Annotated in this window: 19 protein-coding genes; 11 read left to right on the top strand and 8 right to left on the bottom strand. The window is 64.6% G+C overall.

What is annotated here, in order from left to right:
* Positions 1 to 77 precede the first annotated feature (77 nt).
* From ACWGS8_RS05705 to ACWGS8_RS05690, 4 genes are all read left to right on the top strand, one after another.
* Positions 78 to 1,082: an AAA family ATPase gene (locus ACWGS8_RS05705; RefSeq protein ID WP_010911139.1), complete on the top strand. Its 1,005-nt coding sequence runs from the start codon at positions 78 to 80 to the stop codon at positions 1,080 to 1,082.
* Positions 1,082 to 2,059 (top strand): DUF58 domain-containing protein, encoded by a 978-nt coding sequence (locus ACWGS8_RS05700; RefSeq protein WP_454579988.1) that lies wholly within the window; start codon positions 1,082 to 1,084, stop codon positions 2,057 to 2,059. Before ACWGS8_RS05705 ends, ACWGS8_RS05700 begins: the two co-directional genes overlap by 1 nt.
* On the top strand, positions 2,056 to 4,875 hold the full coding sequence (locus tag ACWGS8_RS05695) for a DUF4159 domain-containing protein (protein ID WP_454579987.1): 2,820 nt from the start codon (positions 2,056 to 2,058) through the stop codon (positions 4,873 to 4,875). Before ACWGS8_RS05700 ends, ACWGS8_RS05695 begins: the two co-directional genes overlap by 4 nt.
* Before the next feature lie 63 nt (positions 4,876 to 4,938).
* Positions 4,939 to 7,017, top strand: coding sequence for a hypothetical protein (locus tag ACWGS8_RS05690; protein WP_454579986.1), 2,079 nt, complete (start codon positions 4,939 to 4,941; stop codon positions 7,015 to 7,017).
* A gap of 156 nt (positions 7,018 to 7,173) precedes the next feature.
* On the opposite strand, the gene clpS is transcribed toward ACWGS8_RS05690, so the two are convergent.
* The 4 genes from clpS to ACWGS8_RS05670 form a co-directional block, all read right to left on the bottom strand.
* Entirely contained in the window at positions 7,174 to 7,479 is a 306-nt protein-coding gene (gene clpS / locus ACWGS8_RS05685) for an ATP-dependent Clp protease adapter ClpS (RefSeq protein ID WP_010911143.1), read from the bottom strand.
* A gap of 140 nt (positions 7,480 to 7,619) precedes the next feature.
* Positions 7,620 to 7,934, bottom strand: a complete 315-nt coding sequence (locus tag ACWGS8_RS05680) for a hypothetical protein (protein ID WP_454579985.1) — start codon at positions 7,932 to 7,934, stop codon at positions 7,620 to 7,622.
* A 161-nt stretch (positions 7,935 to 8,095) separates the two neighbouring features.
* A complete protein-coding gene (locus ACWGS8_RS05675) occupies positions 8,096 to 8,377 on the bottom strand; it encodes a hypothetical protein (RefSeq protein ID WP_454579984.1) in 282 nt (93 codons plus the stop codon).
* Positions 8,378 to 8,413: 36 nt separating this feature from the next.
* A complete protein-coding gene (locus ACWGS8_RS05670; RefSeq protein WP_095773502.1) occupies positions 8,414 to 8,713 on the bottom strand; it encodes a hypothetical protein in 300 nt (99 codons plus the stop codon).
* Between the two features lie 345 nt (positions 8,714 to 9,058).
* On the opposite strand from ACWGS8_RS05670, the gene ACWGS8_RS05665 reads away from it, so the two are divergent.
* Positions 9,059 to 9,775 carry a response regulator gene (locus ACWGS8_RS05665; RefSeq protein ID WP_454579983.1) on the top strand — a complete coding sequence of 239 codons (717 nt, stop codon included), beginning with the start codon at positions 9,059 to 9,061 and terminating at the stop codon, positions 9,773 to 9,775.
* Positions 9,772 to 11,178, top strand: a complete 1,407-nt coding sequence (locus tag ACWGS8_RS05660; protein WP_454579982.1) for an ATP-binding protein — start codon at positions 9,772 to 9,774, stop codon at positions 11,176 to 11,178. The genes ACWGS8_RS05665 and ACWGS8_RS05660 overlap by 4 nt, the downstream gene beginning before the upstream one ends.
* Before the next feature lie 6 nt (positions 11,179 to 11,184).
* Here the strand turns inward: ACWGS8_RS05660 and choV are convergent, their stop codons facing one another.
* From choV to ACWGS8_RS05645, 3 genes are all read right to left on the bottom strand, one after another.
* Positions 11,185 to 12,366 (bottom strand): choline ABC transporter ATP-binding protein, encoded by a 1,182-nt coding sequence (choV, locus tag ACWGS8_RS05655; RefSeq protein WP_454579981.1) that lies wholly within the window; start codon positions 12,364 to 12,366, stop codon positions 11,185 to 11,187.
* Positions 12,363 to 13,217, bottom strand: a complete 855-nt coding sequence (gene choW, locus ACWGS8_RS05650; RefSeq protein WP_454579980.1) for a choline ABC transporter permease subunit — start codon at positions 13,215 to 13,217, stop codon at positions 12,363 to 12,365. Before choW ends, choV begins: the two co-directional genes overlap by 4 nt.
* Positions 13,218 to 13,354: 137 nt before the next feature.
* A complete protein-coding gene (locus ACWGS8_RS05645; protein WP_454579979.1) occupies positions 13,355 to 14,290 on the bottom strand; it encodes a choline ABC transporter substrate-binding protein in 936 nt (311 codons plus the stop codon).
* Positions 14,291 to 14,697: 407 nt separating this feature from the next.
* On the opposite strand from ACWGS8_RS05645, the gene ACWGS8_RS05640 reads away from it, so the two are divergent.
* On the top strand, positions 14,698 to 15,309 hold the full coding sequence (locus ACWGS8_RS05640) for a thymidine kinase (RefSeq protein WP_454579978.1): 612 nt from the start codon (positions 14,698 to 14,700) through the stop codon (positions 15,307 to 15,309).
* A gap of 22 nt (positions 15,310 to 15,331) precedes the next feature.
* On the opposite strand, the gene ACWGS8_RS05635 is transcribed toward ACWGS8_RS05640, so the two are convergent.
* Entirely contained in the window at positions 15,332 to 16,228 is an 897-nt protein-coding gene (locus ACWGS8_RS05635; protein WP_454579977.1) for a DMT family transporter, read from the bottom strand.
* Positions 16,229 to 16,327: 99 nt separating this feature from the next.
* On the opposite strand from ACWGS8_RS05635, the gene ACWGS8_RS05630 reads away from it, so the two are divergent.
* The 4 genes from ACWGS8_RS05630 (at position 16,328) to ACWGS8_RS05615 (ending at position 20,274) form a co-directional block, all read left to right on the top strand.
* A complete protein-coding gene (locus ACWGS8_RS05630) occupies positions 16,328 to 17,185 on the top strand; it encodes a LysR substrate-binding domain-containing protein (RefSeq protein WP_454579976.1) in 858 nt (285 codons plus the stop codon).
* A gap of 115 nt (positions 17,186 to 17,300) precedes the next feature.
* Positions 17,301 to 17,690 (top strand): c-type cytochrome, encoded by a 390-nt coding sequence (locus ACWGS8_RS05625; protein ID WP_454579975.1) that lies wholly within the window; start codon positions 17,301 to 17,303, stop codon positions 17,688 to 17,690.
* A gap of 309 nt (positions 17,691 to 17,999) precedes the next feature.
* Positions 18,000 to 19,088 carry a hypothetical protein gene (locus ACWGS8_RS05620; protein WP_454579974.1) on the top strand — a complete coding sequence of 363 codons (1,089 nt, stop codon included), beginning with the start codon at positions 18,000 to 18,002 and terminating at the stop codon, positions 19,086 to 19,088.
* Between the two features lie 40 nt (positions 19,089 to 19,128).
* Entirely contained in the window at positions 19,129 to 20,274 is a 1,146-nt protein-coding gene (locus ACWGS8_RS05615) for a hypothetical protein (RefSeq protein WP_454579973.1), read from the top strand.

Genomic DNA, 20,274 nt, shown 5'->3' with positions numbered 1-20,274 from the left:
GGCGCTACGCGAGGCCGAATCGCGGCAACCTATGATATGGTGCGGGCCGGTATTTCCAACCGAAGGGATCGAGCCGAATGAGCGTGATGGTCAAGGAAAGCCCGATCAGCGAAACGGACATGATCGCCGAGGCCGAAAAGGCGCTGGCCGACATTTCCAGGATCCGCGACGGGGTCGGCCGGGTGATCTTCGGCCAGGAGAATGTCGTCGAGCGCACGCTCGTGGCACTGCTGGCCGGTGGCCATGCGCTGCTGGTCGGTGTTCCCGGCCTCGCCAAGACCAAGCTGGTCGAAACGCTGGGCGTCGTGCTCGGCCTCGATTCGCGCCGCATCCAGTTTACGCCCGACCTGATGCCGTCCGACATCCTCGGCTCCGAGGTGATGGAGCAGGACGAGATCGGCAAACGCTCCTTCCGCTTTATCTCCGGGCCGATCTTCGCCCAGTTGCTGATGGCCGACGAGATCAACCGCGCTTCGCCGCGCACCCAGTCGGCGCTGCTGCAGGCCATGCAGGAATACCACGTCACCATCGCCGGCGCCCGTTATGACCTGCCGGCGCCCTTCCATGTGCTGGCGACACAGAACCCGCTGGAGCAGGAGGGCACCTATCCACTGCCCGAAGCCCAGCTCGACCGCTTCCTGATGCAGGTCGATATCCTCTATCCCGAAATCGAAGCCGAGCGCCGCATCCTCCTGGAAACCACCGGCATCGAGGATGCCAAGGCGCAGAACGTGCTGCAGCCGGCGCGTCTGAAGGAGATCCAGACGCTGATCCGCCGCATGCCGGTGCCTGAAAGTGTCGTCGAGGCGATCCTCACTTTGGTGCGCTCGGCGCGCCCGGGCCAGGGCAATGCCGAGACCGACAAGCATGTCGCCTGGGGCCCCGGCCCGCGCGCCAGCCAGGCGCTGATGCTGTGCACCAGGGCGCGTGCGCTCTACGACGGACGGCTGGCGCCCTCGGTCGACGATGTGCGGGCGCTGGCTGAGCCGGTGCTGCAGCACCGCATGGCGCTGACCTTCGCCGCCCGCGCCGAGGGCACCAGCGTACGCGACGTGGTGGCGAAACTCGTGAAAGGGATTTGATGGCGCGCATCGGCGAGGTCCAGGCTCCGGCAGCGACGCGCGACGCGCTCGCCCGTGGCCGGTTGCGGGCTTCGCTTGTGCCCGACCTGCTGGTCGAGGCGCGCCGTATCGTCAACACCGTGATCGCCGGCTGGCATGGCCGCCGCAAACGCGGCATCGGCGAGAATTTCTGGCAGTTCCGGCCCTATGTCGAGGGCGACTCCTCGCGCATCGACTGGCGCCGCTCGGCCCGCGACGACCACACCTATGTGCGCGACCGCGAATGGGAAGCCGCCCATACGGTCTGGCTGTGGGCCGATCCCTCGCCGTCCATGCTCTACAAATCGACCGGCGCCAGCGTCTCCAAGCAGTCGCGCGCGCTGGTGCTGACGCTGGCCATGGCCGAATTGTTGTCGCGCAGCGGCGAACGCATCGCCTGGCCGGGCCTGACCGATCCGTTCACCGCCCGCAACGGCGCCGAGCGCATTGCCGCCCAGTTGATGCATGCCGGCGACTTGCCGGCAAAGCCCGACCTCACGGACATCAGACGCTTCTGCGACATCGTCATCGCCAGCGATTTCCTCGATCCGGTCGAGGAAACGATGGAATGGCTCGACGTGCTCGCCCGCCACGGCGTGCGCGCCCATCTTATCGAGGTAGCCGACCCAGCCGAGGAAACCTTCCCCTATGCCGGCCGCACCGAGTTCACCGATCCCGAAACCGGCGACAAGCTGACCGCCGGACGCGCCGAAATGCTCGGCGACGAGTACCGCCTGCTCTACACCGCCCGCCGCCAGGAATTGGCCAGCTGGTGCAAGCGGCTCAGCTGGAGTTTTACAGTCAACCACACCGATCGGCTGGCGTCCGACGCGCTGGTACGCCTGCATATGGCAATGACGGCCGATGGCGTTCATGCCGGGCCTGACGCTGGCAGCCGGGCCAGTCAGTTCGGGCCGACCGCTGCTGGCGGTCAGCCTGGAAAGGTGGTCGGCGCATGAGCTGGCTGCCGCTCTCCTTTGGCGCTCCCATGGTGCTGTGGGGCCTGCTGGCGCTGCCGGTGATCTGGTGGCTGCTCAGGCTGACGCCGCCCAAGCCGCAGGCCGAGATCTTTCCGCCGCTGAAGATCCTGGTGCGCGTCTTGAAGCGCGAGGAGACGCCGCATCAAAGCCCCTGGTGGCTGACGCTGCTCAGGCTGCTGATGGCCGGCCTCATCGTCGCGGCGCTGGCCGAACCGGTCTTCAACCCGCGCGAAAAACTGCCGGCCGAGGGTGCCGCCCTTGCGCTGGTCATCGACAATGACTGGGCGAGTGCCGCCGACTGGAACAAGTGCGTTGCCACCGCCGAACGGCTGATCAAGGACGCCGGCTCGAACGGCGTGCCTGTCATCATCGCCTTCACCGCCGAAAAACCCAATGCGGAAATCGGTCCCTTCGATGCCGCCGCCGCGCTCGACCGGCTGCGCGCCGCCAAGCCGCGGCCGATCCCGACCGACCGGCCCGCTGTCTATGCCCGCGTCGCCGGCGTGCTGGAGACCTTGCGCGGCGCCAGCGTCGCCGTGCTGGCCGACGGCCTCGCGGCCAAGGGCGACGAGGCCGCCTTCAACACGCTGCTGTCGAAGAATGCGGCACGCGTGGTTTGGGCTACCGCCGATCGGCTTTCCCTGACGGGCCTCACCGCCGCCGACAACCAGGTCGACGGTTTCGCGCTCACCGCCATCCGCGCGCCGGGCGATCCGGCGCCGGTGCAGGTCACCGCCGGCGCCTTCGACGACAAGGGCCGCCGCATCGCCGATGCGACGCTGACCTTCGCGCCCGGCGAAGCCACCGCCACCGGCACGATGACGGTGCCGTTCGAACTGCGCAACGACTTCGCCTCGATCGCCCTCGACGGCGAGCGCCAGGCGGGTGCGGTGCGTGTGCTCGACGAAAGCTCCAAGCGCCGCCGGGTCGGGCTCTTGTCGCAGGCCGAGGCCGACCAGGCGCAGCCGCTTCTGTCGCCGCTCTACTACATCAGGCGCGCGCTGCAGCCCTTCGCCGATCTGGTCGAACCCTCGAGCGCCGATCTCGCCGACGCCATCCCGCAGATCCTCGACCAGAAGCCGGCGATGATCATCATGGCCGACATCGGCACCATTCCGGCGCAAGTCCGGCAAAGGCTGGTCGACTGGGTCGACAATGGCGGCACGCTTGTGCGTTTCGCCGGCTCGCGGCTGGCCGCCGCCGGCAATGATGACGATCTGCTGCCGGTCCGCCTGCGCACAGGCGAACGTTCGCTCGGTGGCGCGCTGTCCTGGACCTCGCCGCAGCCGGTCACCGAATTCCCCAAGGCCGGTCCTTTCGCCGATCTGGCACCGCCCACCGAAGTCACGGTGAGCAGGCAGGTGCTCGCTGAACCGACGCCCGACATCGTCGAGCGCACCTGGGCCGCTCTTGCTGACGGCACGCCGCTGGTCACCGGTCTGAAGAAAGGCAAGGGCACGCTGGTGCTGTTCCACGTCACGCCCGAGGCAACCTGGTCAAACCTGCCGATCTCGGGCAGCTTCGTCGAGATGCTGCGCCGCATCGTGCAGCTGTCGCGCAACCAGGGCGCGGCGATCGCCAATGCCGAAGCCGCCGCCACATCGCTGGCACCCTATCGCATGATCGCGGCCGACGGCTCGCTGGTGCCACCGACGCCGGATGCACGGCCGCTGGTGCCGGGCGCCGGTGTGCCGGTGACCTTCGAGAACCCGCCCGGCCTGTACGGCTCGGAAACCGGCGTCTTCGCCCACAATTTGCTGGACGCCGCAAGCACGTTCGTGCCGCTGGCGCGCCCGCAACTCACCGTGCCGGTCACCACGATCCAATACGCCTTCGATGAATCCCGCAATCTGAAGGGTCCGCTGGTCACCGCCGCCCTGGTGCTGATGCTGCTCGACACGCTGGCGGTGTTCTGGATGGGCGGGGTGTTTTCACGCCGGCGGCGCCGTGCCGGCGCGGTGGCCACCACCGCGGTGGTCCTGATCGCGCTTGGCGCATTGTTCGGCCATGCCGATTTCGCCCGCGCCGACGATGCCAAGCCGGGCGACGAGGCGGCCATCTCTGCGATTTCGAAGACCCGCATCGCCTATGTGCTGACCGGCGTGCCGGGCGACGATTCGATCAGCCGCGCCGGGCTCGAGGGGCTGACCCGCTTCCTGATCGAGAAGACCGCGCTGGAACCCGGCGCACCTGCCGGCGTCGACATTGCGAAGGACGAGCTGTCCTTCTATCCGCTGATCTATTGGCCGATTGATCCGGCCGCTCCGATGCCGAGCCCGGCCGCGATCGCCCGCATCGACGCCTATATGCAGCAGGGCGGCACGGTGCTGTTCGACACGCGCGACCAGTTCGCCAATGGCATCGGCGCCGATTCCACCAGCCCGGCGACCGAGCGGCTGCGAGACATTCTCGGCAACCTCAACGTGCCGCCGCTGGAGCCGGTGCCGTCGGACCACGTGCTGACCAAGTCCTTCTTCATCCTGCCCGAATTCCCCGGCCGCTTCGCTGGCAGCCCGCTCTGGGTCGAGGCCTCGCTCGACGCCAGCAATGCCGACAACCGGCCGGTGCGCACCGGCGACGGCGTCTCGCCGATCATGATCACCGCCAATGATTTCGCCGGCGCCTGGGCGGTCGACGAGAATGGCGATCCGCTGCTGCCGACGGTGCCGGCCGACCCGATGCAGCGCATCTATGCGCTGCGCGCCGGCGTCAACATCATGATGTACATGCTGACCGGCAACTACAAATCCGACCAGGTGCATGTCCCCATTCTGCTCGAACGGCTGGGGCAGTAGGATGACGCTCCTTGTTGCACAGCCTCGGCGGATCGACCTTCCCCAACAACGGGAGGGTAAGGCATGAACTGGTCGATCTCCTTCGAGCCGCTGATCTCCTGGCCATTGCTGGCCCTCGTGCTGGTGCCGCTGGCGCTGCTGGCGCTTGTCGGCCTGTGGTTTCGCCAGCGCGGCGGCGTCCTGCGCTTCGTCGCTCTGCTGGCGCTGGCCGCCGCCCTGTTCAACCCGGTGTTCCTCAACGAGGAGCGCGAGCCGCTGAAGAGCGTCGTCGCGCTGATCGTCGACCGCAGCCAGAGCCAGGACATCGGTGACCGCACCAGGCAGACCGATGAGGCGCTGGCCGGATTGCAGCAGCGTCTAGGCCGCTTCAAGCAGTTCGACGTGCGCGTCGTCGAGGCCGGCAAGTCCGATGCCGCCGAGGAGCGTACCGAAACACGGCTGTTCGGCGCGCTGGAAGGCGCCCTCCGCGACGTGCCGCCGTCGCGCATCGGCGGCGCCATCATGATCACCGATGGCGAGGTGCACGACGCGCCCCCGGGCGCGCCCGACTTCAACGCACCGCTGCACGCTTTGATCACCGGCAACGACCACGAAAAGGACCGCCGCATCCGCTTCGAGAACGCGCCGCGTTTCGGCATCGTCGGCAAGCCGCTCGACATGACCTACCGCGTCATCTCGACGGAAAACGAGGCCGGCCCGGTCGATGTGCGCGTCTCGGTCAATGGCGAACAGGTCTCGGTCGAGCATGCCACCGTCGGCCAGGCCATGCCGCTGCAGGTGACCATTCCGGGCGCCGGGCGCAACATCATCGAGCTCGCCATCGACCGCGAACCTGGCGAACTCACCGACACCAACAACCGCGCCATCGCACTGGTCGACGGCATCCGCGAGAATTTGCGCGTGCTGCTGGTTTCGGGCGAACCGCATGCGGGCGAGCGCACCTGGCGCAATCTCTTGAAATCCGACGCCTCGGTCGATCTCGTCCATTTCACCATTCTGCGGCCGCCGGAAAAGCAGGACGGCACGCCGATCAACGAATTGTCGCTGATCGCCTTCCCGACGCGCGAACTGTTCGTCGAGAAGATCAAGGATTTCGACCTCATCATCTTCGACCGCTACCAGCACCGCGACGTGCTGCCGATCCTCTATTACGACTACATCTCCGAATATGTCGAAAAGGGCGGCGCCCTGCTGATCGCCGCCGGCCCCGAATATGCCGGCGAGGCTTCGATCGCGCGCACGCCGCTGATGTCTGCTTTGCCGGCCATGCCCACCGGCGAAGTGGTCGAAAAGGCCTTCTATCCGCGCCTCACCGATCTCGGCCAGCGTCATCCGGTGACACGCGGCCTCGATGGTTCGGCCACCGAACCGCCGCACTGGAGCCGCTGGTTCCGCACCATCGGCGTGCAGAACCCGCAAGGCGAGGTGGTGATGAAAGGCGCCGACAACCGGCCGCTGCTGCTGCTCGACCGCAAGGGCGAAGGCCGTGTCGGCATGCTTCTTTCCGACCAGGGCTGGCTGTGGGCGCGCGGCTTCGAGGGCGGCGGTCCGCATGTCCAGCTCTACAGGCGCATCGCCCACTGGCTGATGAAGGAGCCCGAGCTTGAGGAAGAGCGGCTGACCGCCGAGGGCCGCGGCATGGTGCTGGAGATCCGCCGCCAGACCATGGCCGACGATCCAGGCCCCGCGCAGATCATCACACCATCCGGCAAGACGGTGACCGTCAAGCTCGACAAATCCGAGCCCGGCGTCTTCCTCGGCAGCGTCCAGACCAGCGAGATCGGCCTCTTCCAGGTCGCCAATGGTGATCTCACCGCGCTCGCCCATGTCGGACCGGTCAATGCACCGGAATTCGCCGATGTCATCTCCACCGAAAACCGGCTGAAGGCGCCGGCGGAAGCCACGGGCGGCAGTGTGCGCCGGCTGGCGTCATCGACGGCGCTGGGCAGCGAAGTGACCCTGCCGTCCATCGTGCCGGTGCGCTCGGCCGGCGAGGCCTCCGGCAGCGACTGGATCGGCCTGCGCACCACCGACGACAGCGTGCTCAAGGCGGTCTCGCGCGTGCCGCTGTTCGGCGGCTTCCTCGGCCTCGGCCTGCTGCTCCTGGCGATGGGCTCGATGTGGTACCGCGAGGGGCGGTAGAGCGGTGCTCTTTTTCCCTTCTCCCCTTGTGGGAGAAGGTGGATCGGCGCGCAGCGCCGGGACGGTTGAGGAGTGTTCCCTGGAACACCCCTCATCCGACCTCGCTTCGCGAGCCCACCTCCTCCCACAAGGGGAGTAGGGAAAGGCGCCCCTCCTCTACTCCTCCGGCTCGGTCGTGAACAGCAGCGGGTAGCCCTTTGCCTTGCCGGCGTCGGTGGCCCGCGTCGCCTTGGTCTCGGCAACATCCTTGGTGAAGACCGCGACCACGCAGACGCCACGCCGGTGCGCGGTGATCATGATGCGGTGCGCCTGGTCCTCGCTGAGCTTGAACTCGCCCTTCAGCACCGTGACGACGAATTCGCGCGGCGTGAAATCGTCATTGATGAGGATGACCTTGTAGAGCTTGGGCCGCTCGGTCTGCGGCTTGACCTTGGTTCGCGGTTTTGTGGTGATTTCTGGCATCGGAACCGACAGTTTCGCGATCGGGCATTACCCCGCATTTTGCCACGGGCGGCAGCGATCGTCCATTTTGATTGGCACGCGGACCGCCGGCGGGCTGGCCCGGTCCATTCACAATCATGTGGGAAATTGTCGGGCGCGGTTCAACGGCCCTGGCGGCCGAAAATGCGGCGGTTCGCGCCGGCATCCGCTCGACGTTCCAGCCAGGCCGCGATCGGCCATCCGACAACGCAGACCAGCGTCACGGCAAGAAGCACGATCAGCAGCCATGCCTGGACAGGTGTGATGTAGTCCCAGTTACTGGAAATTATCGGCGCGAACAGCGAGGGCTCGGTGCGGCCACTGGCGGGGTCCGGCACGGGGCTGGCGGTGAGCAGAATCAGCCCCCTGGCGACACCGGTGGCGACCAGGCCACCAATCACCATCGAACGCAAAATGGACGAAAGCCGCTTCTTCATGCGGATTGTCTAACATGACCGGCGTTGCAAACGGGTTAAGCAGGATCGAGATGCGTGGCTGGAAGCCGCCGGTGTTCAGCTCATCGACCGTGCATTCGGCAGAAGGCCGCCGCAGCCGGTTGCGGCTGGGGCGGCCTTGCTAGAACTGACCGCGAAGCTGATCAGGGCTTCTTCTTCGGAGCAGCCATCGGGGCCGCCGCGGCGGGGGCTGCCTTGTCCGTGGCCTTCTTCACGGGCTTCTTGGGAGCCTTCTTGTGCTTGACCTTCTTGACGACCTTCTTCATCGGGGGCTTGGCGGTGGCGTCGGCAGCCGGAGCGGTGGTGGTCGTCGTGGTCGAGGCAGCCGGGGCAGCGGTCGTGGTGGCAGCGGCGTTGCCGAGAGCGGGCATCGCGAAAGCCAGAGCGACGGCGAGACCGGTGGCGGAGAGGATGGACTTTTTCATGGCTTCATTTCCTTTTTATGCGGGTCAAGTTGAGTGTCACTGGACCGGGTCGTTCGGCGTCACTCCAAGCAGCTTCAAAGCGTTGGCGAGCATCCGGATGCCCTGTGCCTGTTTCTTGGCGGCGCAGTACCGGTTGCCCTTTCTCTGAAGTGCCTTTGCCGCGGTGACCTGCGTTGCCGTGGCATGGGTTTCGAGGGCTTCATCAAATTGGTGGCTGAGATTGGCGCACCGTTCGCTCCGGGTGAGCGGCGCCTTTGCGTCCGATTGTCCAGCAGCGGCAGTGACCAGGCCAAGGCCCAGCAACGCACCCAACAAACTGATCGACAAGCTTGGCATCGGTTTTTCCGTGAACCCGGAGATTTGCGTCGCAGCCGGTAATCTGACCGCCACGGCACCGTTATGCCGCCCTACCTTTTCAGGAGTTTTTCCCAATTGTAGAATTTTGTTTCTGGATTGTGTCTGGTCCGCCCGCCTGATGCGTGTCCTCCAAAAGCGGTCCCGGTTTTGGGAAACGGCACGCATGGAACCAATGAGCTTCAGCACGGCCATAGGTTTCCATGTGGAGAAGGCTGAATTCGTTCTCCCTTGAAAAGCAAGGCACTGGCCAACATATGGCCCGAATTCTATCGTGTGGCTCACCTGCCAAGAATGACTTGGCTGGCAATCGAGACAGGGTACCTCGTGAAATCCGACGCACACATACTGATCGTCGACGACGACAAGGGCATCCGCGACCTGCTTCAGGAATTCTTTCAGAAGCGGGGGCTGCACACTTCGGTTGCCGCCGACGGTACCGAGATGGACGCCGTGCTGCGCCGCGCGCAGGTGGACCTCATCGTGCTCGACGTGATGTTGCCCGGCAAGAGCGGGCTGGAACTGTGCCGAGACCTGCGTGCCCAGTACTCGACGCCGATCATCATGCTGACCGCCGTCACCGAGACCACCGACCGCGTCGTCGGCCTGGAAATGGGCGCCGACGACTATGTGCCCAAGCCCTTCGATCCGCGCGAACTTTTGGCGCGCATCCGCGCCGTGCTGCGGCGCAATGGTGCCGCCGAACCGAAACGCGCCACCGCTAAGCAGATCTACCGTTTCGCCGGCTGGACGATGGACTGTTCGCGGCGCCGGCTGACGGCGCCCGACGATGTCAGGGTCGAGCTGACCATGGCCGAATTCAACCTGCTGCAGACCTTCGTCAAGAGCGCCCAGCGCGTGCTGACCCGCGACCAGCTCATCGAACTCTCCGGCGGCGACAGCGACTATTCCTTCGACCGCAGCATCGACATCCTGGTCAGCCGGCTGCGGCGCAAGATGGAAGATGACCCGAAAACACCGAAACTGATCCTGACGGTGCGCAGCGGCGGCTACCAGTTCCTGCCCGAGACGACCTCCGAATGAAACGTCTCCTGCCGCAGACCTTGCCTGCCTGGGTGCTGCTGATCGTCATTGCCGGCCTTCTGATCAGCCAGGTCGCGACCCTCTATATCGTGTCGCGCGACCGCGCCGTCGCCAACGACGTGGTCGACCTCTACCGGCTCAACGACCGCGCCTTCTCCTTGGTGCAGCTGATGAGCGGCGCCACGCCGGAAGAGCGCAAGGCAACCGCGGCGGGCCTGTTCAACTCGACCTACGCGCTTACCGTCTCGGACACGCCCGCCGTCACCTCCTCGATCGCCGGCGACGACGAACTGGCCGAACTCGAGGATATCCTCGTCGGCCGGCTGTCGAAGTTCGGCGTCACCGATGCGCGCGTGCGGCGCGACCCGGCGACGCGCGAGGCCGACGACGCCAGCACCGTATCCGGCCCCGATATCGGCCAGGTCGAGCGCGACCTTCTGGTGCTCGCTGCCAATTTCGCCCAGAGCGACAAGCTGACGGCCTCCTTGCGCTTCGCCGACGGCCAGTGGCTGAACTTCACGGAGCCGATCACGCCGGTCGGCCCGATCCTGAGCTTCGACAGCCTGCCGCTCTATTCGCTGATCGCCGGCCTGGTGGTGATCATGTCGATCTGGTCGCTGCGCCGGCTGACCGCGCCCTACCGGATGATGGAAACCGCCGTGAACCGGATCGGCAAGGATTTGAAGAGCCCGCCGATCGCCGAGTCGGGCAGCCGCGAGGTGCGGGCCGCCGCCAGGGCCATCAATGCCATGCAGACGAGGTTGCGCGAATATGTCGAGGACCGCGAACATCTTGCCGCGGCACTCGCGCATGATTTGCGCACGCCGATGACGCGCATGCGGCTGCGGCTCGAACTGTTGCGCAAATCGGCGGTTCGTGAGGCGCTGGCGCATGATCTCGCCGATGTCGAGAGCATCGCCAGCTCGGTGATCGACTTCGCCACTTTCGAGGTGAACGAGGAAAAGACCGAGCGCATCGACTTCTGGTCGTTCGTGGAATCGATCGCCGACCCCTATCCGGAGGTCTCGTTCGACAATGACGATACCCGTTCGCGCGGCCTGATCTGCATGGCGAGGCCGGTGGCGCTCAGGCGCTGCGTCACCAATCTGGTGCAGAACGCCGTCACTTACGGCAAGAAGGCACATCTCAGCCTGCACCGCTCGGACGGTACGATCACGCTCACCATCCGCGACGAAGGACCTGGCATACCGCAGGCCCAGATCGATGCCGTGTTCGGCTCCTTCGTGCGGCTCGAACAGTCGCGCAACCGCCAGACCGGCGGCCTTGGGCTGGGCCTCACCATCGCCCGCAACATCGCGCGCGCCGCCGGCGGCGAGATCCGCCTGTCCAACCATCCGGACGGCGGATTGCTGACCGAGCTGCGCCTGCCGCTGGCGACCTGAACCGCTCTACCGTCTCAAGACCGCGCTCAGCACATCCCTGATGCCGATGGCGCCGACGAAGCGGGACTGGTCGTCGAACAGCGCCACCGGTGCCGTCTGCGAACGGTGCATGGCCAGCATCACGGTTTTCAGCGAGGTGCCGGGATTGGCCCAGAACACTTGCGCTGATTCCTCCGACTGGCTCTCGACATCGGCGCAGGAGACCCACACCGCCGGCTTGCCGTCGCGTTCCGCGGCCGCCACCAGGCCGTGATCGTCGATCTTGAAGCGCGTCGTCTTGCGCCGGTCGAGCCACACCCAGCCATTGTCGCCGTGTTCGAGGTCGCGGCGGTCGCGCATGACATTCCAGGCGGTGAGCACCGAGAGCGGGTTCACATTGGCGATGAAGTCGCGGACATAGTCGTTGGCGGGGCGCAGCACGATGTCTTCCGGCGCGCCGGTCTGGACGATGCGCCCGCCCTCCATGATGGTGATGTGGCTGCCGATCTTCAGCGCCTCTTCCAGGTCGTGGCTGACGAAGATGATGGTCTTCTTCAGCTCGGCCTGCAGCTGCAGCAACTCATCCTGCAGCTTGGTGCGGATCAGCGGGTCGAGCGCCGAGAACGGCTCGTCCATCAACAGGATCGGTGCCTCGGTGGCAAACGCCCGCGCTAGACCGACGCGCTGCTGCATGCCGCCCGACAGCTCATGCGCGTATTTCTTCGACCATTGGTCGAGATTGACCAGCTTGAGCTGCTTGTGAACGCGCTCCTTGCGCTCGGCGTCCGGCACGCCGGCAAGTTCGAGACCGAGGCCGACATTTTCCTCCACCGTGCGCCACGGCAGCAGGCCGAACTGCTGGAACACCATCGCCACCTGCTTCTGGCGCAAGCGCCGTAAGGTCGGCTCGTCGCAGGTGACGACGTCGACGATCTTGTCGCCGTCCTTGACCAGCACCTGGCCGCGCGACACCACGTTGAGCCTGTTGACGGCTCGAAGCAGCGTCGACTTGCCGGAGCCCGACAGGCCCATCAGCACCGAAATCTCGCCCTCATGCACGGTCAGGCTGGCGCCGGCGCAGCCCAGCACATTGCCGGTCTTCTCCAGGATTTCGGCGCGCGTGGCGCCCTTGTCGATCATCGCCAGCGAGCCGGCCTGGTCGGCGCCGAAGACGATATCGACGTTCTTGAAATCGACGGCGACGGTCATTTCTTGCCTCCAACGCCAATGCGGGTCATTCGGTCGAGCACGATGGCAAGCACGACGATGGCGAGGCCCGCCTCAAGCCCGAGATCGATGCGGCGCGAGCCGAGCGCGCGGTTGATCTCCGTGCCCAGCCCGCCGGCCCCGATAAGGGCCGCGAACACCACCATCGACAGCGACAGCATGATCGACTGCGTCAGGCCCGCCATGATGGTCGGCAGCGCCGATGGCAGCTCCACCTTCCACAACAGCTGGCTCTTGGTGGCCCCAAACGCCTCGCCGGCCTCGATGATCGACTTCGGCACCGAGACGACGCCCAGATGCGTAAGCCTGACCGCGGTCGGGATGACGAAGATGATGGTGACGATGAGGCCGGGCGCGTTGCCGAGGCCGAACAGGGTCAAGACCGGGATCAGGTAGACGAAGGTCGGCAGCGTCTGCATCAGATCGAGCACCGGCAGCATGATGCGGTAGACCTTCGGCTTGTGCGCCGCCCAGATGCCGAGCGGTACGCCGATGGCCATGGCCATGGCGGCAGCGGCGACGACGAGCACCAGCGTCTGCACGGTCTGTTTCCACAGGTTCTGGTTGATGATGAAGATCAGGCCGAGGAAGACGCCGATGGCGAGTGGCCGCGAGCGCTGCAGCAACCAGGCGATAACGGCGATGACCAACGCCAGCAGCACCGGCGGCACCAACAGCAGGAGGTCGACCAGCCCGTCGAGGATGAAATTCAGGCCGTTGGAGAAAGCCCTGAAGATGGTGTCGAAATTGTCGGTCAGGAACCCGAAAAAGGACTTTCCCCAGGCCCCGATCGGGATCTTGTGATCGATCATGAATTTGGAAATCGGATCCATCTCACCCCTCTTCCACCGGAGCTCTGCCTTCGGCCCCGCGCTGTCGCTACGTCATCTTGTCACAGGATGTGAAAAAGGGCAGCCCTTTGTCAAACGGCTGCCCATCTTCATCCGGTCATGCCGGATGCGAAGTCGGCTCAGCTTCCGAGCGCGGTCTTGACGGCCGCCGCGGCGTCGCCGCCGTCGAACGTGGTCACGCCGGCGATCCATGGCTTGACCGCGTCCGGATTCTTCTTCAGCCAGTCGGTGGCGACGGTCTGGGCGTCAGCGCCCTTGAGGATCGCGTCCATCATCTGGCCTTCCATGTCCAGATTGAACTTCAGGTTGGCGATGAACTTGCCGGCATTCGGGCATTCGGTGGTGTAGCCCTTGCGCACATTGGTGAACACGGTGGCCGCGCCGAAGCCGCTGTCGCCCATGCCGTCAAGATAGGTGATCTTCATGGCGCCCATCACCGGATGCGGCGTCCAGCCGAGGAAGGCGATCCACTCATTGTTCTTCATCGACTGCTCGGCCTGCGTCAGCATGCCGGCCTCGGACGACTCGACGAGTTCGAAGCCGTCGAGCTTGTCGGCAGGATTCTTGATCATGTCGAGGATGATGCGGTTGCCGTCATTGCCGGCTTCGATGCCGTAGATCTTGCCGTTGAACTTGTCCTTGAACTTGCCAAGGTCGGTCAGTGACTTGACGCCGGCGTCGGCGACATAGGTCGGCACGACGATGCCGTAGCCGGCGCCGGTCAGGTTCGTGCTGATGGTCTCGACCGAGCCATCGGCGGTGTAATCCTTGATGTCGTTGGTCATCGAGGGCATCCAGTTGCCGAGGAAGACGTCAAGGTCCTTGTTCTTCAGCGAAGCCATGGTCACCGGCACCGACAGCTGGATCACCTTCGGCTCGTAGCCGAGCGCGGTGAGCAGCACCGAGGCGAGCCCGGTGGTGGCCTGGATGTCGGTCCAGCCGACATCGGAGAGACGCACGGTCTTGCAGCTTGCGGCGTCGCCGGCGAAGGCGGCGCTCGTGGACAACAAAGCCGCCAGCCCGAGGCCGGCGACGAAGGAATTCATACGCGACATAGTTAGTCTCCCATTGTGATTCTTTGGCGAAGCGTCGGTACGGTTTCTCTGCCCGCCTTGTTTCGTCAGCCAAACACCATTCTGGTGTGGATTCAAGCGTTAAGGCAATCACGATCAACGGCGCGGGCTGGCCAATCAGCGACACGACTGACGCTTTTGTCGTTCATGGCTGCTTTTTCGGGGGAATGCGGCTACGGCCCCTCCCCGCGCAGAGGCAACTCGGCTTAAGGTCTGTTTGGATTCAGGTCAGGCCGAGACGAAAATGGTGGGGCCAGAGAACCAGAGCGGAGCGTGTTTTTGGGGTACGTGAGGTCAGTTCTACTGCGACGCAGTAGAACGGGGAAGCGCAGGGGACCGCCATTTGCAGGCCGGCATCACCTGAATATCAACAGACTGTAAAGGGCGGCATGGCCAAGCTCTACTTCAATTACGCAACGATGAATGCCGGCAAGACGACGATGCTCTTGCAGGCCTCGTATAATTATCGCGAGCGCGGCATGACGACGATGCTGTTCGTCGCCGGCCATTACCGCAAGGGCGACAGCGGCCTGATCTCGTCGCGCATCGGGCTGGAGACCGAGGCCGAGATGTTCCGCGACGGCGACGACCTTTACGCCCGCGTCGCCGAGCATCACGACCATACGACGGTTCATTGCGTCTTCGTCGACGAGGCGCAGTTCCTCGAGGAGAAGCAGGTCTGGCAATTGGCCCGCATCGCCGACCGGCTGAACATCCCGGTCATGTGCTATGGCCTGCGCACCGATTTCCAGGGCAAGCTGTTTTCGGGCTCGCGGGCGCTGCTGGCGATCGCCGACGATCTGCGCGAGGTGCGCACCATTTGCCGCTGCGGCCGCAAGGCGACGATGGTGGTGCGCCTCGGCGCCGATGGCAAGGTGGCCCGCCAGGGCGAACAGGTGGCGATCGGCAAAGATGTCTATGTCTCGCTCTGCCGCCGTCACTGGGAAGAGGAAATGGGCCGCGCCGCACCCGACGATTTCATCGGCTTCATGAAATCCTGACCCTGCTTCCCTGCGAACCGCGTCATGCCACCGAGACACGCCGCAGCGGAAACCGCCAGCCCAGCCGGACACCGAGTGTCGCCATGGCGATCAGCGCCATGCCGGCGGCCTGCGCCGGCCCGAGCGGGTGCCCGTAGACCGCCCAGTCGATGATGATGGCGACGACCGGATAGATGAAGGTGATGATGCCGATCACCGGTGTCGTCAGGCGCGGAAAGGCCGAGTTCATCAGCACATAGGCAATGCCGGTGTGCAGCACGCCGATGCTGACCAGCCAGGCCCATGCATGAGCGGGAACAGGCTGGCCTATGCCGGCGAAGGGCGCGAGCATGACGATCCCGATGATCGTCTGGCAGAGCACCGTGACCTCCGCGCGCTGCTGGCCCAGGCCCTTGGCGAGGATCGTCGCCACCGCGTAGAGCAGCGCGGCGACCAGCGTCAGCGCGATGCCCAGCGGCCATGCCGCACCGGCCTGCGTATGCGGGACCACCAGCCCGCTGGCCAGAACGACGCCGAGGAACGCGCCAAGCATCCACAGGATCTGGTCTAGGGAGATGCGCTCCTTGAGGAAGACCACCCCGATGATGACCACGAAGAAGGGCTGCACGTGATAGACGATCGTCGTCGTGGCGATCGACGTCATGGCGAAGCCGGCGAAGAAGGCCGTCCAACTCAGCACCATGCAGGCGCCGGCAAGCGCTGCCAGCGCGAGGCGGGACGGCGACAGCGTCCTGTCCGGCAGATAGCCCCGCAGCAGGCACCATGCGCCGAGGAACACGGCGCCGAACACGCAGCGCCAGAACACGATTGTCACGGGATGAAGCCCCGCTTCCGTGACAAAGGCGCCAACCGTGCCGGCGATCGTCATCGCAAAGGCCAGGCTCGCGGCCGGAAAACGGGAGATCGGCAGGTCCTTCATGGAAGGCTCCTCGAACTGACAAGACCCATCTGGCCAGCAGGATAGCTTTCAAACAAGCGAATAGATTTGGAGCAAGCTATTCGATATGCTGATAGCACCATGGCTGCTCCCCTTGACCTCAATCTTCTGAAAACCTTCGTCGCCGTCGTCGAGAGCGGCAGTCTGTCCAATGCCGCGCCCCGGGTCGGCCGCAGCCAGTCGGCGGTCAGCATGCAGATGCTGCGGCTGGAAGAGATGGTGGGCAACCAGCTTCTGGTGCGCGGACCGAGAACGGTTGCCCCCAACGCCGTCGGCGAGGATTTTCTCATCTATGCGCGCCGGCTGCTGAAGCTGTCGGACGAGGCCTGGGCGAGCGTCACGCGGCCGAAGGAGACGGGCAGCGTGCGCCTTGGCGTGCCGGACGACTACGCCGCCTTCCTTCTGCCACCTGTGCTATCGCGCTTTGCCGAGGACCACCCGCTGGTGACGGTGGAGCTGATCTGCGAACAGTCGACCGCTCTGGTGAAAACCCTGGCGGAAGGACGGCTCGACCTGGCGATCGTCACCCGACTGCCGGACCAGCCGCTCGACGTCATCCGGCTGGAGCGTTTCGTCTGGGTCGCCTCACCAAACCATGTCGCCTGGCAGGCCGATCCCTTGCCTGTCGCCCTGTTCGAGCCCGGTTGCGCCGCCAGGACGAATGTCCTGCAGGCGCTTGGCGATGCCGACCGGTCCTACCGTTGCACCTATTCCAGCGCCTCCCTGCTCGGCCTGATCGCGGTCGTGCAGGCCGGGCTCGCCGTCGCCGGCCTCGCCCAGCGCAGCGTACCGCCATCGCTGCGCATCATCGGCGCCAATGAAGGGCTTCCCGTGCTGCCGGATCTCGAAATCGGCATCCTGCGCAACCCGATGTCGACGACGCCGGCAGTCGATCGGCTGCATGATTTCCTGCGCCGCGATCTCGCACGGCAAGTCTGAGATCATCGTTCCCACACGGGACTAGGTGCCGGCCGGCCCCCCTCTCGCCACAACACAGCGTTTGTTAAGGCCTCGGTCCTATAAGGCCGGCAGCCAGAACTCTCCCGGGTCAGCCATGCTTCGCGCCGTTTCCTCAGCCAGCCTTCTTCTCATTGCCACCTCCATTGCCGCCCATGCGGGCGGCGACCCGGCGCAAGGCAAGCACGTCTTCAACCGCTGCATGGCCTGCCATGAAGCGGCCACCGACCGCGACAAGGTCGGCCCGCATCTCAAGGGTGTCGTCGGCCGCACCGCCGGCACGGCCGAGAGCTTCCTTGGCCATTATTCCGAAGCCATGAAAAGTGCGGGCGCTGCCGGTCTCGTCTGGGACGAGGCAAATCTCACCGAGTATCTCAGGGCCCCCAGGCTCAAGGTTCCCGGCAACAAGATGGCTTTTGGCGGCCTGACCAATGATGACGACATCGCCAATATCATCGCCTATCTGAAGGCAGATCCGAAGCCCTGAGTGCGCGCCGGCGTGGCACGGCCGCATCGATATGCTTGCCTGCAACCGGTTCAATTCCCTGCCGAATTCAGCATTTCCGTGCGTGCCAGGACTGACTGCTTTGCCGGCATGAAAGTTCAATGACAGCTGAACCAGTTCCGACTGACCGGCTAATCACGCCATGACCCCACTTGCATTGTCTTTCAAGGCCTTGGCGGATTCTTTTGTTTTCACACAACCCTTGTCTTCACGTCTTTCAATCCCCGGATGCCCCACATATATTCGCCGCTGTTCGCAACCAGCGACCGGAAGCCGAAGCGGGAGGCCCCTATGGCGACATTGCAGAATTTCGATGCCGAAATTGCCAGGACCAAGCAGGTCGTCCAGGACATGCGCACCAAGATCGAGCAGTCCGGCACCGTGCTCGACACGCTTGCCACTGCTGACAAGAAGATCGGCGACGCCAATTTCGATATCGAAAACGCCCGCATCGAGGATGTGCTGAAGCAGCAGAAGGTGATGGAAGGCAATATCGCCGACCTGATCATCGGCCTGGAGGACGCCACCAACGTCTTCGGCGCCGAGTTCGAAAGCATGAAGAACTACACCGGCTGGGAAAACTTCGTCGGCGTCTTTTCGGCACAGCGCAAGCAGCGCATGCGCACCGACCGCGTCCGCAACATGTCGCTGGCCGGCAATCTGCAGGAACTTCTGGCCAAGTCCGACACCATCGTCGGCATCCTGAAGGCGCAGAAGGAGGTCCTCGACCAGCGCTACAAGACCTCCGAGGCCAGTCTGTCGCAGGTGATCGAGCGCCGCAAGACCACCATGTCGAACCTCGAAGCCGTGCAGAAACGTATTGAGGAGCTCAACCCGATGCTGCTCGACATCGAAAACAAGATCGCCGCCTCGACCAGCCAGAAGGACCGCACCCAGCTTGAGGGCGAACGCTCCAAGCTCGCCACCGAATACAATGAGAAGCAGGCCAAGGAGCAGGAACTGCTGGCCGAAAGCCAGACGCTCGAGCGCTACACCTCGATGTTCCAGACCTTCGTCGATTCGCTCAACAACCAGATCGCCGCGCAGTCGACGCTGATCAACAAGCTGACCATCGATACCGAGCAGCGCATCGTGCTCTACAAGGCGCTGGAAGATTCCTTGAAGACCGCCGCCCAGCAGGACGTCGCCCACAAGATCAACACGCTGGGCAGCCAGGTCGACAACACGGCGGAAGAAACCATGGCCGGCATCGGCGCAGCCTCGCAGAAGCACATTGGCGACCTGCTCGAAATGCATGAGAAGAACATGGTTGCCAGCGCCGACATCCAGCGCCGCAAGAAGCTGGCCGACGATGCCTTTGCCCGCCGCTTCGACGAGGTGCTGAGGAAGCACAATTCGGCCAACTACGTGCAGTCATAATTGCCGCGCGCACCGGTGCGACAATCCCAGGGCTGACAGAATGACCCCCGAAAACGACGCGGCGGCGCGGTATTTCTCGGCAATCACGGCCGCGCTCAGCGGCCTTGAAGTGTTCATGCGCGACGACCGCTCGCCGCTTTACCGGCACGGCATCGTCGCCAAGATCGTTGCCGAATACATCGCCCGGCTCGACAAGTCCTTTGGCTGCTGGCGCAACCGGCTGGGCTTCATGGACACGTTCCGCATTTCGCGCGCCGAAAGCGGCTTCCCGGTCTTCCAGAACCTGCTCGAACTGGAAAACGACCGCCGCCAGGCCGATGCGCGCCTTGCCAACATCCCGCTGGCCGGCGAGCTGCGCGAGGAGATGGCCGACTTCATCCTGCGCCACAAGGAATTCCCCGAGGCGCTGCAGAAGTCGATGGCCGAGCGGCTCTATCTCGAGGACGTCAAGAGCGAGCAGACTTTTGGGCCGTTCACGCTGGCGCAGACGGCCAAGGTGTCGGTCAATCCGAAGACGGCACTGCCCTACTATCTCGTCCATTGGGCGACCTTCGACGGCAGCGCCAACCTGCCGCTGGTCTACATGGTGACGGTAGAGGATTCCTCCGAGAATATGGTCCGCCAGCTCGTCGACCGGAACGGCAAACTCAACGACAAGGTCGACATCCCGCTGCCGGTCGACGGCCTGCTCAATCCCGAGCTTGCCCACCGTTTCGATGATTTCACCGAGAAGAACTCCGCCTACACGCTGTCGCCGACGACCATTGCCGTCAATCTCGACAAGGATTTCGAGCCGCTTCACCCCAAGCAGTTGCGCCGCGTCGTGCTCGGCCCCTTCTATTCCGCGGGCATTACCGACAACAATTCGACGGTGACCGAAGTGCTGGCCAAGGTGCGCAAGCCGGAAAACGCCTGGCTGCTGACCTGGACCATCCAGGAGGTCTATTCCAAGGGCGAGAAGCCCGGCCGCAAGGGGCTGTTTTCCAGCGAGAAGGCGACGCAGGAATTCTTCATCAACACCGACGATTTGGAAGCCGCGCGCCAGGGCGTGTCGAGCTACGAAAACCATGCACTGATCCCGCACGAAGCCTACCAGGCGCTCTACGCCGCCGGCGAAGCACAGAAGATCTTTGGCGGCTATAAGGTCCACATCCTGTCCAACGGGCAGGTCATTTCAGACGTCTGA

The organism is Mesorhizobium sp. 43Arga, from assembly GCF_053714255.1.
The sequence above is the reverse complement of the archived record's forward strand: the minus strand, read 5'-3'. Positions and strand labels throughout refer to the sequence as shown.